At 59.0% G+C, this 15,013-nt stretch carries 12 protein-coding genes and 1 pseudogene; 5 read left to right on the top strand and 8 right to left on the bottom strand.

Going from position 1 to position 15,013, the window contains the following annotated elements:
- The first annotated feature begins 30 nt into the window (after window positions 1-30).
- A complete protein-coding gene (locus CAG18_RS27360) occupies window positions 31-462 on the top strand; it encodes a hypothetical protein (protein WP_235891282.1) in 432 nt (143 codons plus the stop codon).
- Window positions 463-1,439: 977 nt separating this feature from the next.
- Here CAG18_RS27360 and CAG18_RS20965 read toward each other — a convergent pair.
- Window positions 1,440-2,420: an RHS repeat-associated core domain-containing protein gene (locus tag CAG18_RS20965; RefSeq protein WP_085721463.1), complete on the bottom strand. Its 981-nt coding sequence runs from the start codon at window positions 2,418-2,420 to the stop codon at window positions 1,440-1,442.
- 262 nt (window positions 2,421-2,682) lie between these two features.
- Between CAG18_RS20965 and CAG18_RS20960 the strand changes: the two genes are divergently transcribed.
- On the top strand, window positions 2,683-3,666 hold the full coding sequence (locus CAG18_RS20960) for an RHS repeat-associated core domain-containing protein (protein ID WP_085721462.1): 984 nt from the start codon (window positions 2,683-2,685) through the stop codon (window positions 3,664-3,666).
- Between the two features lie 176 nt (window positions 3,667-3,842).
- Window positions 3,843-3,968 (top strand): annotated as a pseudogene (locus CAG18_RS26780) (DUF3077 domain-containing protein); the annotation flags it as partial.
- Window positions 3,969-4,198: 230 nt separating this feature from the next.
- Here the strand turns inward: CAG18_RS26780 and fdhA are convergent.
- Entirely contained in the window at window positions 4,199-5,398 is a 1,200-nt protein-coding gene (gene fdhA, locus CAG18_RS20955) for a formaldehyde dehydrogenase, glutathione-independent (protein WP_015268662.1), read from the bottom strand.
- 270 nt (window positions 5,399-5,668) lie between these two features.
- On the opposite strand from fdhA, the gene CAG18_RS20950 reads away from it, so the two are divergent.
- Window positions 5,669-6,007 carry a hypothetical protein gene (locus CAG18_RS20950; protein ID WP_085721461.1) on the top strand — a complete coding sequence of 113 codons (339 nt, stop codon included), beginning with the start codon at window positions 5,669-5,671 and terminating at the stop codon, window positions 6,005-6,007.
- Between the two features lie 6 nt (window positions 6,008-6,013).
- Here CAG18_RS20950 and purU read toward each other — a convergent pair whose 3' ends face one another.
- The 6 genes from purU to CAG18_RS20920 form a co-directional block, all read right to left on the bottom strand.
- The gene (gene purU / locus CAG18_RS20945; RefSeq protein ID WP_085721460.1) at window positions 6,014-6,871 is read right to left on the bottom strand and encodes a formyltetrahydrofolate deformylase; all 858 of its coding nucleotides are present in this window, start codon (window positions 6,869-6,871) and stop codon (window positions 6,014-6,016) included.
- Between the two features lie 12 nt (window positions 6,872-6,883).
- A complete protein-coding gene (locus tag CAG18_RS20940) occupies window positions 6,884-7,516 on the bottom strand; it encodes a sarcosine oxidase subunit gamma (protein ID WP_015268660.1) in 633 nt (210 codons plus the stop codon).
- Window positions 7,517-7,695: 179 nt separating this feature from the next.
- Window positions 7,696-10,713 (bottom strand): sarcosine oxidase subunit alpha, encoded by a 3,018-nt coding sequence (locus tag CAG18_RS20935; protein ID WP_085721459.1) that lies wholly within the window; start codon window positions 10,711-10,713, stop codon window positions 7,696-7,698.
- On the bottom strand, window positions 10,710-11,045 hold the full coding sequence (locus CAG18_RS20930; RefSeq protein WP_013970519.1) for a sarcosine oxidase subunit delta: 336 nt from the start codon (window positions 11,043-11,045) through the stop codon (window positions 10,710-10,712). The genes CAG18_RS20935 and CAG18_RS20930 overlap by 4 nt, the downstream gene beginning before the upstream one ends.
- Before the next feature lie 14 nt (window positions 11,046-11,059).
- Complete coding sequence (locus CAG18_RS20925) at window positions 11,060-12,310, bottom strand: sarcosine oxidase subunit beta family protein (protein ID WP_003255680.1); 1,251 nt, start codon at window positions 12,308-12,310, stop codon at window positions 11,060-11,062.
- A 15-nt stretch (window positions 12,311-12,325) separates the two neighbouring features.
- Window positions 12,326-13,579: a serine hydroxymethyltransferase gene (locus tag CAG18_RS20920; RefSeq protein ID WP_013970518.1), complete on the bottom strand. Its 1,254-nt coding sequence runs from the start codon at window positions 13,577-13,579 to the stop codon at window positions 12,326-12,328.
- Between the two features lie 338 nt (window positions 13,580-13,917).
- On the opposite strand from CAG18_RS20920, the gene CAG18_RS20910 reads away from it, so the two are divergent.
- Window positions 13,918-14,958, top strand: coding sequence for a low specificity L-threonine aldolase (locus tag CAG18_RS20910; RefSeq protein WP_015268657.1), 1,041 nt, complete (start codon window positions 13,918-13,920; stop codon window positions 14,956-14,958).
- Window positions 14,959-15,013: the final 55 nt, after the last annotated feature.

The following is a 15,013-nucleotide window of genomic DNA, read 5'->3' as shown; positions in this document are numbered from 1 at the left end:
GCAAAATCGCAAGCGCCCAGGAAGAAATTTATGATGGACAACACCGGAAATAGAAGAGAATTGGTTTCAACATCAATCAGCCCGCACTCCCAAAAGGTCTCAGATAGAAGCGCCATGACCTTCTATAAAAATGGCAAACTTACTACCGAGATATCTGCGCAAGGCTATTGTCATGTTTCCGGGGCGCAAGCCACCCATATGGCTCAGTTTGACCAGACTCAGGAGCCTAACTTTTTTAGAGTCGATGAAGCCAATACAGTCCTTGGCATGCGGAGTGACACAATGTCGTACTCCCCCTATGGCTATCTAAATATTGAAAAAACGGCAGCACTGCTTGGATTTAATGGGCAGCGGCGAGACCTTTTGACTCAAGGATATCTACTGGGCAATGGGCACCGACTATACATCACATGCCTGATGCGGTTCGGCAGTCCGGACACGTTCAGCCCCTTCGACAGATGAGGTGTGAATGCTTACGCTTACTGCCAGAACGACCCTATCAATAAAGTAGCCCCCTCGGGGAACATTCCCCATTATTTACGTAGCGTTGCCAAGTGGATCGGTAATATTACGGGATTGAGAAAGCCATCATCCAACCCAGGGGGTACTTTAAGCATCACCAATGAACCAGATGTACGAGATAAAATATTCAGTCAACCTCCAGCAAAAGACCTGGGGAACCTTGCCTCCACATCAAAGGCATTCCACTTGGAGATTGGGGAATTATCCATAAAAAATGTCAAAAAACTAGATGCAAACATAGTACCTGCGGCAATCCAAGGAAAAGTTGAGGGAATTCTTCCAATTAACACAAAACGTAAGTGCGCCCTTCATAATAGTGTCATACAGAAAATTGAAAATTTACCAGCTATGCCCTGCCTTTCATGGCGACTGTGCGTGGGGCACCTTCGGGTGCGCCGGGCCCCTCAATTTGACCGGTCTGTCAACCCATTGCACAACTGCCGCCCTTTGTTTGACAGCAAATGGCGGCGGCTTCATCGCAAATTGAGGGTTACACCATGCTGAAAACTGTTTCTGATCCGCCCCATAATCCCCACTCCCTTGAAGGCGGCATCCTCCAGACCATGGAGTACGCCTAGTGATGATCGCCGACGGGCATATTCAAACCTTCAGCAGACACCGACGTTACGTCGCGACGGGCACCGAGATATTTCAGGAATACAGCAATTATTTTGAGCGTATTGGAAGGAGAGCAGAAGAGATCCGCCAACAACTCGGGACTGATCAACTCCGATGGTTTCACTTTTAAAGCAGATATCCAGATACTCAAAGGACTCGGCCCCTAATCACCCGCTACCTGATAAAACTGCCGGCCGCTGGTGATAGGGCCTGCACTACACGTCCAAAAATTTCAGACTGAAGGCTGAACCAAAGGCGCCGGCTTTGCCCACAGTGAAGGAAGAGATGACACCGCACAGTCAGATGTCCCCCATCCTTTGCCGGAGCGCCTTGATATCGCGCGCCATTTGCTCTTCCAAAGTTATAAACCTGCTAAAATCTGTGGGTTCGCCTGGACTTGAAACTCGCTTGAACGTAAGTACGTGGTGCGCCGCCCCAGGAATCCTCAGTTCATTTATACCTTTGCTCCGTACCACTCCCCGTGAGGATTCTTTCTTAACCACTGCAAAATCAACTGTACTTACCGCTAACACAGCACCTTTTTTCTTTAAACCTGCATAGTTGAGCGCATTCTCGTACGTATCGGTCACAAACAATGTGCCAGTTGGGCTTTTAAAACCTTCCTTCAAAATTTTCTTTGCTGCGGCCTTACTTGTACCATGATAACCAATCCGGACGTCTTGGTCTGCCTGCTTTCCGCCAGGGCTTTTAGAGGACCAAAGAAGACTCCTAAAAAAGTTGAAAATCCGCCCATGACCTGTCGGATCGGTAAAGTTTACAGGGTCACCAATGCAGTACACGTACGAATTCGCTCCCCCTCTACCAAATGGGCTCAAGTTATCCGGACTGGTAAATCGCATCAGACTGGGACTATACGCACGATATCCATTACCTAATAAGTAACGAACTGCGACTTCATCAAATCGCTCACCACTGAACCCAAGCAAAGCATCCTTTAAATTTTCTAAGGATGCACAACCATAGGGCGCGTAGGCGACTCCAAATTTCGCTCCATATTTCGGCACACGCGAAACAGATAGTTTTTCATCATGATAAAGCAGTCCTATCTCGTATCGACCGTCATGAATTTCACGCTGGGCAAGCACGCCGTGCTCGAACCTATAAATCGATTGGCATTTATAGCTTTGAACTTTTGCATGTAGATTATCACCTTGATAGAAATACTGAGCGAAGGCCAGTTCCAACTTGGAATCATATTTCTCAGACATTCCTTGTTCAGGTACAGGTTTAATAGGCATAGATATCACCTCCAGCATCATGATCACCTCTATCCATACACTCGCCCAATCAGGTTATGCCGTCTACTAGCAAAAATATCAGTTGATGGCGCTACTCACAGCGCAATCGGACATTTCCTCAGAGAAGGGCCGGAGAGCCATGTCGCTCCAAAAAAGCAACTGTCAAATTTGCCAGTAGCAGAATCGACATAGATGAAGTTAGTCTAATTTATACTTCCGCGACTCCGCCATCGTACCGCCAAGCGCCACGAGGCTAGCTCAATCAATTTGTTGGAGGACTATCATGGCACACCTCTTCTACCAAAGCGGTAATCTCATCACTTTAAAAATAGGCGATCATTACCGTTCGACTTTCCGGTCCACCAAACATATTTTCGCTGAATCCTCTAATGATAGCGCCCGAAAACTTGAACTGTTAGCGACAGATACGAAAAACTCAATAATGTACACCCATGACAGCGCAAAAAAAGAAGAGTATGCATATGCCGCTTTTGGGTATTCTAGAAACCTACCGTCCAAACGGACGTTGCAAGGATTCAATGGCGAATTCATAGATATACTATTAGGAGTCTATCACCTTGGATTGGGGTATAGAGCATACTCCCCGGATCTAATGCGTTTTCAATCACCTGATAGCCTCAGCCCCTTTGGAAAGGGTGGAACGAACTGTTACGCATACTGCGGCGGAGATCCAGTCAACTATACAGACCCGACAGGTCATGTACTCGTACATTTGGAAAATGGCCAGGTCATGAAGGTGAGCAAGAACGCTGCCGTAGCGTTTCATAGATTCAAGCCCTCCACGCTCAAGCGTACCACCTCGCATGCCAGTGCATTGCGTCCAAACGCCCCACGCTACTCTGCCACACCTGAACCCATTAATCACTTTGATAAAATAAGGGAGCCCGATATATTCGAGTCCATTATTAGCAATCTACTCCCCCAAGAGGCAGCCGCACTCTCAAAAACTTCTAGATCCATTAATAGCTATACCACCCCAATCATTCAAAGATACATAAAAGCAATAACCACAAGCGATCAAACAATGAGCGCTGCGAGGGCGGGAACACTCTCCGGCGTACCGGGTAATTTCAGCAGAAGCGCTGTAGCAAGGCTTGACCTATTAGAAGATATAAACAGCATAGAAGCTCTTGGTGGTGCAAGAATTTATTTGAGAGAGATCAGATATGGCCGACAGCAAGCTCGTCGAGACGCCCGGAGAGAGCGACCTGGTAGCCTTGAGAACCTCATCTTCGATGCTGATTAAATTATGAGAGCGAACACTTCAAAGCCGCCCTCTACAAGCGGCTTTGAATGTTCAATACATTTCTCATATTTATTGTATTCGTCCGGCCAATAGATCTTCCTGCCGCAACCGCCGAAGGCCATGCTGTCCACCTAATTTAAGTGGACTTCGGTTGCACGGTCAGAAAGCCGTAGCGGTATGTGCGGGATATGACCATTGACGGACTGATGGACAACAAGCCGCAGTTGCTTTGGGCTTCACATTACCTGAGCGCGTTGGCCAAGGCGCTGATGGATGATGCCGAGCTGGGGATGATGCGCTGAGCCTTGTATAGCCTGGCCGGTTAACGCGGTCAGCTGTAGGAGCGGCCTTGTGTCGCGAAAGGGCTGCGCAGCAGCCCCGGCAATTTGTGCATTTGCGCCAAAACCCTGGGGCTGCCTGGCAGCCCTTTCGCGACACAAGGCCGCTCCTACAGGGCAGTGCAGGCTTGAGATCAGTGCAACAGCCACAAAAAAGCCCCTCGATTCGAGGGACTCTTGTTAATCGGCGCTGATTACGCCGCCCCCCACATCTTGTGCGGGTCAATAACGAACTTCTTCGGCACACCCGCATCGAACTCGCCATAACCTTCCGGCGCCTGATCCAGGTTGATCACCTGCACACCAACCACTTCAGCGATGTTGATTCGATCCCACATGATCGCCTGCATCAGCTGGCGGTTGTACTTCATGGTCGGGGTCTGGCCGGTGTGGAAGCTGTGCGATTTTGCCCAGCCCAGGCCGAAGCGAATGCTCAGCGCGCCGATCTTGGCGGCAGCATCCACCGCACCCGGGTCTTCGGTCACGTACAGGCCCGGGATACCGATGTTGCCGGCAACGCGGGTAACCTGCATCAGCGAGTTCAGCACGGTAGCTGGCGCTTCATGCTTGGCACCTTCGTGGCCATGGCCGCGGGCCTCGAAGCCAACGGCGTCGATGGCGCAGTCCACTTCAGGCTCGCCGAGGATATCGACGATCTGCTCGTGCAGCGGGGTGTCCTTGGACAGGTCGACCACTTCGAAACCCTGGGACTTGGCGTGGGCCAGGCGGGCTGGGTTGAGGTCGCCGACGATGACGCAGGCAGCGCCCAGCAGGCGTGCCGAGGCAGCGGCAGCCAGACCGACCGGGCCGGCGCCAGCAACGTAGACGGTGCTGCCTGGGCCAACACCGGCAGTCACGGCACCGTGGTAGCCGGTCGGCAGGATGTCGGACAGGCAGGTCAGGTCACGGATCTTTTCCATGGCCTTGTCGCGCTCGGGCAGTTTCAGCAGGTTGAAGTCGGCGTACGGCACCAGCACGTACTCGGCCTGGCCGCCGGTCCAGTCGCCCATGTCGACGTAACCATAGGCACCGCCAGCGCGGGCAGGGTTGACGGTGAGGCAGACACCGGTGTGCATTTCCTTGCAGGAGCGGCAGCGGCCACAGGCGACGTTGAATGGCACCGAGACCAGGTCGCCAATCTGCATGCGCTCGACGTCACGGCCCTTCTCGACGATCTCGCCGGTGATTTCGTGGCCCAGGACCAAGCCGACCTGGGCAGTGGTGCGACCGCGGACCATGTGCTGGTCGGAGCCGCAGATGTTGGTGGAGACCACCTTCAGGATCACGCCGTGCTCGATCTTCTTGCCGCGTGGGTCCTGCATTTTCGGGTAGTCGATCTTCTGCACCTCGACCTTGCCGGCGCCGAGATATACCACTCCACGATTGCCAGACATGCTCTTACCTCGCTTGATTTGTATTTATGCAGCGGTGGTTGAACGCGCCGCCATCCTTGGGCGGCATGTGTTTCTGGAATGGGGGAATTGTGGGCCTGATGGGGCCGGATGCACTGACTGGAAACGACAGGCAAATGCCTCTGAACGGCAATCGGCCAGCTGGTGGTCGCGCGTATGCGCAGGACGATCAATATCTACCGCAATACGTCCGCAACCGAGTGTTTCGATAGAGGGGCAGTAACCCACCGTCTATCAAACCGGAGAACCACCATGACAGATATTGAACGCCCTGAAGACGCCTTCTGGCCCTACTGGGTCGAAGCTGCCAGGCAGCAGGGCTTCAAACCAGAGATCGAAGCAGCATTCTTCAGTAATACAGGGGAATACTACTTCCTGGACACCGATATGATCTTCCGTTACGCGGCCTATAGTTCAAGCTACGCCTTCGAAGAAGCAGTCGAAAACATGGACCTTCACGAGTTCAAAGCAGGCTTGCTGGACTACGACGGCGATCCAATCCGAGGCAAAAACCTGGGTGCGGACATGCGCGGGAAGTTCATCACAGCCATCCGTGAAACCCTGAACGCCCATGCCCGCGCCAAAAGCTAGACGCGATCAGAGCACCACAGTCCTGTTCGCATTGAGGAACACTCGTCGCTCGATGTGATACCCCACCGCCCGCGCCAGGGTCAGGCACTCGATATCACGCCCTTTGGCAATCAGATCTTCCGGGTAATGGCTGTGGTCCACCACCTCGACGCCCTGGGCGATGATCGGCCCTTCGTCCAGGTCGTTGTTGATGTAGTGCGCCGTAGCGCCGACCATCTTCACCCCCTTGTTGTACGCCTGGTGATAAGGCTTGGCGCCCTTGAACCCCGGCAGCAACGAGTGGTGAATGTTGATCGCCCAACCATCCAGGCGCCGGCACAGCTCCGGCGAAAGCACCTGCATGTAACGCGCAAGAATCACCAGCTCGGCACCGGTTTCCTCGATCACCTGCATTACCTTGCGCTCTTGCCCTGGCTTGTCCTTGGGGTCGAGAGGGAAGTGGTAGTAAGGGATCTTGTGCCACTGCGCCAAGGGTTCGAGATCGGGGTGGTTGGAAACCACCGCGACTACGTCCATGGCCAGCTGACCAATGCGCTGGCGATACAGCAGGTCGTTAAGGCAGTGGTCGGCCTTGGACACCATGATCACCACCTTGGGGCGATGGTTAGGTGCGGTCAGCTCGAAGGTCATGCCGAACGCCTCGCTGCGCTCGGCAAGGCCGGCCCGGAAGCCGGCTTCATCGAAATCATCCGGCTGGCGGAACTCCACGCGAATGAAGAAACGCCCCGACAGCCGGTCATCGAAGGAGTGGTGCTCCGTCACGTAGCAGCGCTGCTCGAAGAGGTAACGCGTCACCACGTCGACGGTGCCGAGCATGCTCGGGCAGTCGGCGGTGAGAATCCAGGTATCCGGTGCCCGACTCATGTTCTGTTCTCCTTAAGCCTCGATGCTCAGGCCGTACTCGGCCGAAGCGTCCTGCAGCCACAGCCACCAGTAGTCGGCGAAGCTGCGGCGAATCACCAGCTCCCAGGTATCTTCGGCGGTGCGGCGGATCACCAGTTGCGACTTGGCGAAGACGGTGCCGACTGCCTTGCCCACCGGGAAGTTGTTCGGATGAACATCATAGCTGGTGGACTTCATCAGCACTTCGCGCACGTTCGGGCCGCGCAGTTCCAGCAGGCTCTGCCCGCCGCTGACATTGACCACCTGGATGTGCTGGCCTTCGAGGGCCGCGCGCAGCTTCTGCTCGACGGCAAACTCCTGGCCCCCCGGGACGATCAGCAGCCACTCGTCCGGCCCCATCCATTGCAGCGACATTTCGTTGTTGGCGACCACGGTCAGGGCCACTGGCAGCTCCAGGCCCAGGGCCTTGTGCACGCCGGCGGCAAATTCCGGGTCGTGGCCGTCGCCACGGAGGGTCAGGTGGCCGAGGAACTTGCGTTCACGCAGGGTCACGCCTGCGTTCTTGCGGCCTTTGCCAACCAGGCTGGCCAGGTCGGCGTGGTGAAGTGGCGACTGGGCCTTGGCCTCGGCGCCGGGGTTTTGCTGGAAGACGTTGATAGCGCTCATTTCTTACCTGCCTTGAATTCTTGTTCGTCGATGCGACGCAGCTTGTGTGTTGGGGCTACCGGCCTCATCGCCGGCAAGCCAGCTCCCACAGGGAGCTCGCCAACCTTCAAAGCTGCATCGATCCTGTGGGAGCTGGCTTGCCGGCGATTGGGCCTGGCCTGCCCCCACAGGGCCCGGAGTCAAACGTTCTGCCGCTCACCCTTCGGATCGAAGAACACCGAAGACACGATCTCCGCCTCGATCACGCTGCCATCCGCCTGCGGCGAGTAGACGCGCTCGCCCATGCGCTTAAGGCCGCCTTTGACCACACCCATGGCGAACGAATAGCCCAGGGAGTTGGACGCATAGCTGGAGGTGACGTGGCCAACCATGTCCATCGGGATCGGCTGTTTCGGGTCGAACACCAGCTGGGCGCCTTCCGGCAGCCACTTGGTCGGGTCGACCGGCTTCAGGCCCACCAGCTGCTTGCGGTTTTCGCGCACGCAGTCTTCGCGGTTCATGCCACGCAGGCCGATCCACGAATACGGCTTGTTGCGGCCCACGCACCAGCTCATGTTCAGGTCATCCGGGGTCATCGAGCCGTCAGTGTCCTGGCCAACGATGATGAAGCCCTTCTCGGCACGCAGTACGTGCATGGTCTCGGTGCCGTACGGGGTCAGGTTGTACTTCTTGCCTGCCTCGATGATCTGTTCCAGCACGCCCATGGCGTAGTTGGCCTGTACGTTGACTTCGTACGACAGCTCGCCGGTGAACGAGATACGGAACACCCGGGCCGGTACGCCGCCGACGTTGCCTTCTTTCCAGGTCATGAACGGGAAGGCTTCCTTGTCCATGTCGATGTCGGTCAGCTCGCTGAGCAGCTTGCGGCTGTTCGGGCCGGACAGGGTCATGGTGGCCCAGTGGTCGGTGACCGAGGTGAAGTACACCTTCAGTTCCGGCCATTCGGTCTGGTGGTACAGCTCCATCCACTGCAGCACGCGGGCGGCGCCACCAGTGGTGGTGGTCATGATGAAGTGGTTGTCGCCGACGCAGGCGGTTACGCCGTCGTCGAAGACCATGCCGTCTTCCTTGCACATCAGGCCATAGCGGGCCTTGCCCACGTCGAGCTTGGTCCAGGCGTTGGTGTAGATGCGGTTGAGGAACTCACGCGCGTCCGGGCCCTGGATGTCGATCTTGCCCAGGGTCGAGGCGTCCAGCAGGCCCACGCTGTCGCGCACGGCCTTGCATTCACGGGCCACGGCGGCGTGGATGTCTTCACCGGCTTTCGGGAAGTACCATGGGCGCTTCCACTGGCCGACATCTTCGAACTCGGCGCCGTTCTTCACGTGCCAGGCATGCAGGGCGGTGAAGCGTACGGGCTCGAACAGGTGACCACAGTGACGGCCCGCTACCGCGCCGAAGGTAACCGGCGTGTAGTTGGGACGGAACATGGTGGTGCCCATTTCCGGGATGGTGATGCCGATCGAACGGGCGGCAATGGCCAGGCCGTTGATGTTGCCCAGTTTGCCCTGGTCGGTACCGAAGCCCAGCGCGGTGTAGCGTTTCACGTGCTCGACCGACTCGAAGCCTTCGCGGGTGGCCAGTTCGATGGCGGCTGCGGTGACGTCGTTCTGCTGGTCAACGAACTGCTTGGGTGCACGGGCAGTGCCTTTGTCGTGCGGCACCTGGAACAGCGCCACAGTGGCCTCTTCCTTGCGTGCAACGGTTTTCGGCAGGCTGCCAACGGTGGCCTTGAAGCCCGCTTCGGTGGCTGCGCGAACGCCGCCCTCGAAGCCATCGGCGATCACGTCGCCCAGGGCGTAGACGCCGTTGATGCCACCCACGCATTCGCGTTTCTGCGGAGCATCGCCCGGCACGAAGCCGAGGATGTCTTCACGCCATACCGGGCGACCGCCCAGGTGCGAAGCCAGGTGCACGATCGGGCTGTAACCGCCGGAGGTGGCGATCAGGTCGCACTCGAGGGTTTCGCCAGGGCTGGTGACCTTGTGTGCCTGCACGTCGATGGCGGCCACACGGGCGCCGGTAACATGCTTGCTGCCCTTGGCCTCGATCACGGCGCTGGAGGTGAGGATGCGGATGCCTTTGGCACGCGCTTCTTCGACCAGCGAGCCACGCGGGTTGTGACGGGCGTCGGCGATGGCGACCACTTGCAGGCCGGCGTCGTGCCAGTCCAGCGCGGCGCGGTAGGCGTGGTCGTTGTTGGTCGACAGCACCAGCTTGCGGCCCGGGGCCACGCCGTAACGGCGTACGTAGGTGGAAACGGCACCAGCCAGCATGTTGCCCGGCACGTCGTTGTTGCCGTACACCAGCGGGCGCTCGTGGGCGCCGGCAGCCAGCACTACGCGCTTGGCACGCACGCGGTGCACGCGGTGGCGAACCTGGCCGATCGGGGCGCGGTCGCCGAGGTGGTCGGTGAGGCGCTCGTGGATGGTCAGGAAGTTATGGTCGTGGTAGCCGTTGACCGTGGCACGTGGCAGCAGGGTCACTTCCGGCAGGCTTTCCAGCTCCTTGACCACGGCGTTGACCCAATCGGTAGCAGGCTTGCCGTCGAGGGTTTCGCGGGTGTCGAGCAGGCTGCCGCCGAACTCTTCCTGCTCGTCAGCCAGGATCACGCAGGCACCGCTGCGGGCAGCGGCCAGTGCGGCGGCCAGGCCAGCAGGGCCGGCGCCGACGATCAGCACGTCGCAGTGCTGGTTCATGTAGTCGTAGCTGTCCGGGTCGTTCTGCAGCGGCGCGCGGCCAAGGCCGGCGGCTTTGCGGATGTACTTCTCGTAAGTCATCCAGAACGATTTCGGGTACATGAAGGTTTTGTAGTAGAAGCCCGGCGGCATCATGCTGCCGCCCACCTTGCCAAGGATGCCCATGACGTCGTTGTTGACGTTCGGCCAGCCGTTGGTGCTGGTGGCTACCAGACCTGCGTACAGCGCCTGCTGGGTGGCACGCACGTTGGGGATCTGGGTGGCTTCGCTGGAGCCGATCTGCAGGATGGCGTTCGGCTCTTCGGTACCGGCGGCGATGATGCCGCGTGGGCGCGAATACTTGAAGCTGCGGCCGACGATGTCGACGCCGTTGGCCAGCAACGCGGCGGCCAGGCTGTCACCGGCATAACCCTGGTAGGTCTTGCCGTTGAAAGTGAAGTTCAGGACCTTGCTGCGGTCGATACGGCCGCCGCTGGCGAGGCGATAGGTCTGGCTCATACTTTTTCCCCTTGGCCTTTGACGGTCGACGCGGCGCTGTTCTGCTTGCCGCTGGCGGTCACTTGCGGCTTCTCGCCAATCTTGTAGGTTTCCAGAATTTCGTAGGTCACGGTGTCGCGGGTGACGTTGAAATACTGGCGGCAGCCGGCAACGTGGTCCCACAGTTCGTGGTGAATACCGCGTGGGTTGTCACGGTAGAACATGTAGGTACCCCACTCCTCGTCGGAGCAGGCGTTAGGGTCCAGCGGGCGGGCGATGTGCGCCTGGCCAGAGGCGTGGAACTCTTCTTCGGAGCGCAGCTCGCCGCAGTGGGGACAGAAAATATGCAACATGACGGTGTCTCCGGTTAGTGGGCGACGGCGGCGGCGCCGTGTTCGTCGATCAGTGCGCCGTTGTAGAAACGGTCCATGGAGAACGGCGCGGCCAGTGGGTGCATTTCGCCCTTGGCCAGGCTCGCGGCGAAGACGTTGCCCGAACCCGGGGTCGCCTTGAAGCCGCCAGTACCCCAACCGCAGTTGAAGAACATGTTCTTGACCGGGGTCTTGGTGATGATCGGGCAAGCGTCCGGCGAGGTATCGACGATGCCGCCCCACTGGCGGTTCATGCGCACGCGCGAGAGGTTGGGGAACATCTCGACGATGGCCTGCAGGGTGTGCTCGATCACCGGGTACGAACCGCGCTGGCCGTAGCCGACCCAGCCGTCGATACCGGCACCGATCACCAGGTCGCCCTTGTCGGACTGGCTGATGTAGCCGTGCACGGCGTTGGACATGATCACGCTGTCGATGATCGGCTTGATCGGCTCGGATACCAGTGCTTGCAGCGGGTGAGATTCCAGCGGCAGGCGGAAGCCGGCCAGCTTGGCCATGTGCCCGGAGTTACCGGCAGTGACCACGCCGACGCGCTTGGCGCCGATGAAGCCTTTGTTGGTTTCCACACCGATGACCGCGCCGTTTTCCTTGCGGAAGCCGATCACTTCGGTCTGCTGGATCAGGTCCACGCCCAGGGCGTCGGCGGCACGGGCGAAGCCCCAGGCCACGGCGTCGTGACGGGCCACGCCGCCACGGCGCTGCACGGTGGCACCGAGGATCGGGTAGCGGGTGTTCTTCGAGCAGTCCAGGTACGGGATCTCGGCCGCGACCTGGGCGGTGTTGAGCAGTTCGCCATCCACGCCGTTCAGGCGGTTGGCGCTGACCCGGCGCTCGGAGTCACGCATGTCCTGCAGGGTGTGGCACAGGTTGTACACGCCGCGCTGGGAGAACATCACGTTGTAGTTGAGGTCCTGGGACAGGCCCTCCCACAGCTTCATGGCGTGCTCGTACAGGTGCGCCGACTCGTCCCACAGGTAGTTGGAACGCACGATGGTGGTGTTACGGGCGGTGTTGCCGCCGCCCAGGTAGCCCTTCTCGATCACGGCAACGTTGGTGATGCCGTGTTCTTTGGCCAGGTAGTAGGCCGTGGCCAGGCCATGGCCGCCACCGCCGACGATAACCACGTCGTAGACCTTTTTAGGGGTTGGCGTGCGCCACATGCGCTGCCAGTTCTCGTGGTGGCTGAGGGAGTGCTTGAAAAGGCCGAAGCCCGAGTAACGTTGCATGGTGTGTGACTCCACTCAGCGGTAAACAGGGAAATCTGCGCACAGGGCCGCGACGTTCTTCGCCACATCGGCTTCGACGTCTGCGTCACCGAGGTTGTCGAGGATGTCGCAGATCCAGCCGGCCAGGGCCACGCACTGAGCGACCTTGAAGCCGCGGGTGGTAACGGCCGGGGTACCGATGCGCAGGCCCGAGGTGACGAATGGCGACTGCGGGTCATTCGGCACGGCGTTCTTGTTGACGGTGATGTGCGCGCGGCCCAGGGCGGCGTCGGCATCTTTGCCGGTGAGGCCCTGGCGGATCAGGCTGACCAGGAACAGGTGGTTGTCGGTGCCGCCGGAAACCACGTCGTAGCCGCGGTCGATGAACACCTGGGCCATGGCCTGGGCGTTTTCGATCACTTGTTGCTGGTAGGCCTTGAATTCAGGCTCCAGCGCTTCCTTGAAGCAAACGGCCTTGGCGGCGATCACGTGCATCAGCGGGCCGCCCTGGGCGCCAGGGAACACCGCGGCGTTCAGCTTCTTCTCGATCTCTTCGTTCGACTTGGCAAGGATCAGGCCGCCACGTGGGCCGCGCAGGGTCTTGTGAGTGGTGGTGGTAACCACATCGGCGAACGGGATCGGGTTCGGGTACAGGCCAGCGGCAACCAGGCCGGCTACGTGGGCCATGTCGACGAACAGCAGTGCGCCGACCTTGTCGGCGATGGCGCGGAAGCGTGGGAAATCGAGGGTCTTGGAGTAGGCCGAGAAGCCGGCAACGATCATTTTCGGCTTGTGCTCGACAGCCAGACGCTCGACTTCGTCGTAGTCGATCAGGCCGGTGTTGGTGTCGATGCCGTATTGCACAGCGTTGTACAGTTTGCCCGAAGACGACACCTTGGCACCGTGGGTAAGGTGGCCGCCGTGGGCCAGGCTCATGCCGAGGATGGTGTCACCAGCCTGCAGCAGGGCCAGGTAGACCGCAGCGTTGGCCGAGGAGCCGGAGTGCGGCTGGACGTTGGCGTAGTCGGCACCGAACAGCTGCTTGGCGCGCTCGATGGCCAGGGCCTCTACCTTGTCCACGTGCTCGCAGCCGCCGTAGTAGCGCTTGCCCGGGTAGCCTTCGGCGTACTTGTTGGTCAGGCCGCTGCCTTGGGCCTGCATCACGCGCTTGGAGGTGTAGTTTTCCGAGGCGATCAGCTCGATGTGGTCTTCCTGGCGCTGTTCTTCGGCATTCATCGCCGCCAGCAGTGCATCGTCGTAACCCTGAATCTGGTCTTGCTTGCTGAACATCGTGTATCTCCCGGCAGCGATCGTTTTTTGTCGTGGGGCACTGTGGCCCTTTGTGGCGATGTTATGACTGGCCGGGGCGGGTCAGATGCCTGCGCACGCCTTGCAATGGCGCGTTTACGACATTCGTTTTGCACTGGCCTCTCTGGCCTCATCGCCGGCAAGCCGGCTCCCACAGGAATGACATTGCTCTGAAGCCCTGTGGAGTACCTGTGGGAGCCAGCTTGCCGGCGATAGGCCCAGTACAGGCACCGCTGAAATCTGCCGATGCACCGCTTGTATAGGCAACTGCTGAATCGATGGTTTAGAGTGCTGTTCTGCGTCGTTCACAGGACAGTGTCATGACAGATAAGAGCCAACAATTCGCCAGCGACAACTATTCCGGCATCTGCCCCGAAGCCTGGGCAGCGATGGAAAAGGCCAACCATGGCCACGACCGCGCCTACGGCGACGACCAGTGGACCGAACGCGCCGCGGAATACTTCCGCAAGCTGTTCGAAACCGACTGCGAGGTGTTCTTCGCCTTCAACGGCACCGCCGCCAACTCCCTGGCCCTGGCCTCGCTGTGCCAGAGCTACCACAGCGTGATCTGCTCCGAGACCGCCCACGTCGAAACCGACGAGTGCGGTGCGCCGGAGTTCTTCTCCAACGGCTCCAAGCTGCTGACCGCGCCCAGCGTCAACGGCAAGCTGACACCACAGTCGATCCGCGAAGTGGCGCTGAAGCGTCAGGACATCCACTACCCCAAGCCACGGGTGGTGACCATTACCCAGGCCACCGAGGTGGGCACCGTCTATCGCCCCGACGAGCTGAAGGCGATCAGCGCCACCTGCAAGGAGCTGGGGCTGAACCTGCACATGGACGGCGCACGCTTCAGCAATGCCTGCTCGTTCCTGGGCTGCAGCCCGGCAGAGCTGACCTGGAAGGCCGGTGTCGATGTACTGTGCTTTGGCGGCACCAAGAACGGCATGGCGGTGGGCGAGGCGATCCTGTTCTTCAACCGCCAACTGGCCGAGGACTTCGACTACCGCTGCAAGCAGGCCGGGCAACTGGCATCGAAGATGCGCTTCCTGTCGGCGCCTTGGGTGGGCCTGCTGGAAGATGGCGCCTGGCTTCGCCATGGCACGCATGCCAACCATTGCGCGCAGTTGCTCGCCTCGCTGGTGAGTGACTTGCCGGGGGTGGAGCTGATGTTCCCGGTCGAGGCCAACGGGGTGTTTCTGCAGATGCCAGAGCACGCGATCGACGCACTGCGCGCCAAGGGGTGGCGGTTCTATACCTTCATTGGTAGCGGCGGGGCGCGGTTCATGTGCTCGTGGGATACCGAGCAAGAGCGGGTGCGCGAGCTGGCGGCGGATATCCGCAGCATCATCGGCGCCTGACAGCCCGCATTCGCGGGCATGCCCGCTCTCATAGAGCAACACATGACTCATTGGT

This window comes from Pseudomonas sp. B22(2017) (assembly GCF_002113105.1).
GTDB lineage: Bacteria > Pseudomonadota > Gammaproteobacteria > Pseudomonadales > Pseudomonadaceae > Aquipseudomonas > Aquipseudomonas asiatica.
The sequence above is the reverse complement of the archived record's forward strand: the minus strand, read 5'-3'. Positions and strand labels throughout refer to the sequence as shown.

Bases quoted from the DNA above. Each gene is read 5' to 3' on its own strand.
- CAG18_RS27360 (WP_235891282.1), top strand. From the start codon at position 31: ATGATGGACAACACCGGAAATAGAAGAGAATTGGTTTCAACATCAATC.
- CAG18_RS20965 (WP_085721463.1), bottom strand. From the start codon at position 2,420: ATGATGCTGGAGGTGATATCTATGCCTATTAAACCTGTACCTGAACAA.
- CAG18_RS20960 (WP_085721462.1), top strand. From the start codon at position 2,683: ATGGCACACCTCTTCTACCAAAGCGGTAATCTCATCACTTTAAAAATA.
- fdhA (WP_015268662.1), bottom strand. From the start codon at position 5,398: ATGTCTGGCAATCGTGGAGTGGTATATCTCGGCGCCGGCAAGGTCGAG.
- CAG18_RS20950 (WP_085721461.1), top strand. From the start codon at position 5,669: ATGACAGATATTGAACGCCCTGAAGACGCCTTCTGGCCCTACTGGGTC.
- purU (WP_085721460.1), bottom strand. From the start codon at position 6,871: ATGAGTCGGGCACCGGATACCTGGATTCTCACCGCCGACTGCCCGAGC.
- CAG18_RS20940 (WP_015268660.1), bottom strand. From the start codon at position 7,516: ATGAGCGCTATCAACGTCTTCCAGCAAAACCCCGGCGCCGAGGCCAAG.
- CAG18_RS20935 (WP_085721459.1), bottom strand. From the start codon at position 10,713: ATGAGCCAGACCTATCGCCTCGCCAGCGGCGGCCGTATCGACCGCAGC.
- CAG18_RS20930 (WP_013970519.1), bottom strand. From the start codon at position 11,045: ATGTTGCATATTTTCTGTCCCCACTGCGGCGAGCTGCGCTCCGAAGAA.
- CAG18_RS20925 (WP_003255680.1), bottom strand. From the start codon at position 12,310: ATGCAACGTTACTCGGGCTTCGGCCTTTTCAAGCACTCCCTCAGCCAC.
- CAG18_RS20920 (WP_013970518.1), bottom strand. From the start codon at position 13,579: ATGTTCAGCAAGCAAGACCAGATTCAGGGTTACGACGATGCACTGCTG.
- CAG18_RS20910 (WP_015268657.1), top strand. From the start codon at position 13,918: ATGACAGATAAGAGCCAACAATTCGCCAGCGACAACTATTCCGGCATC.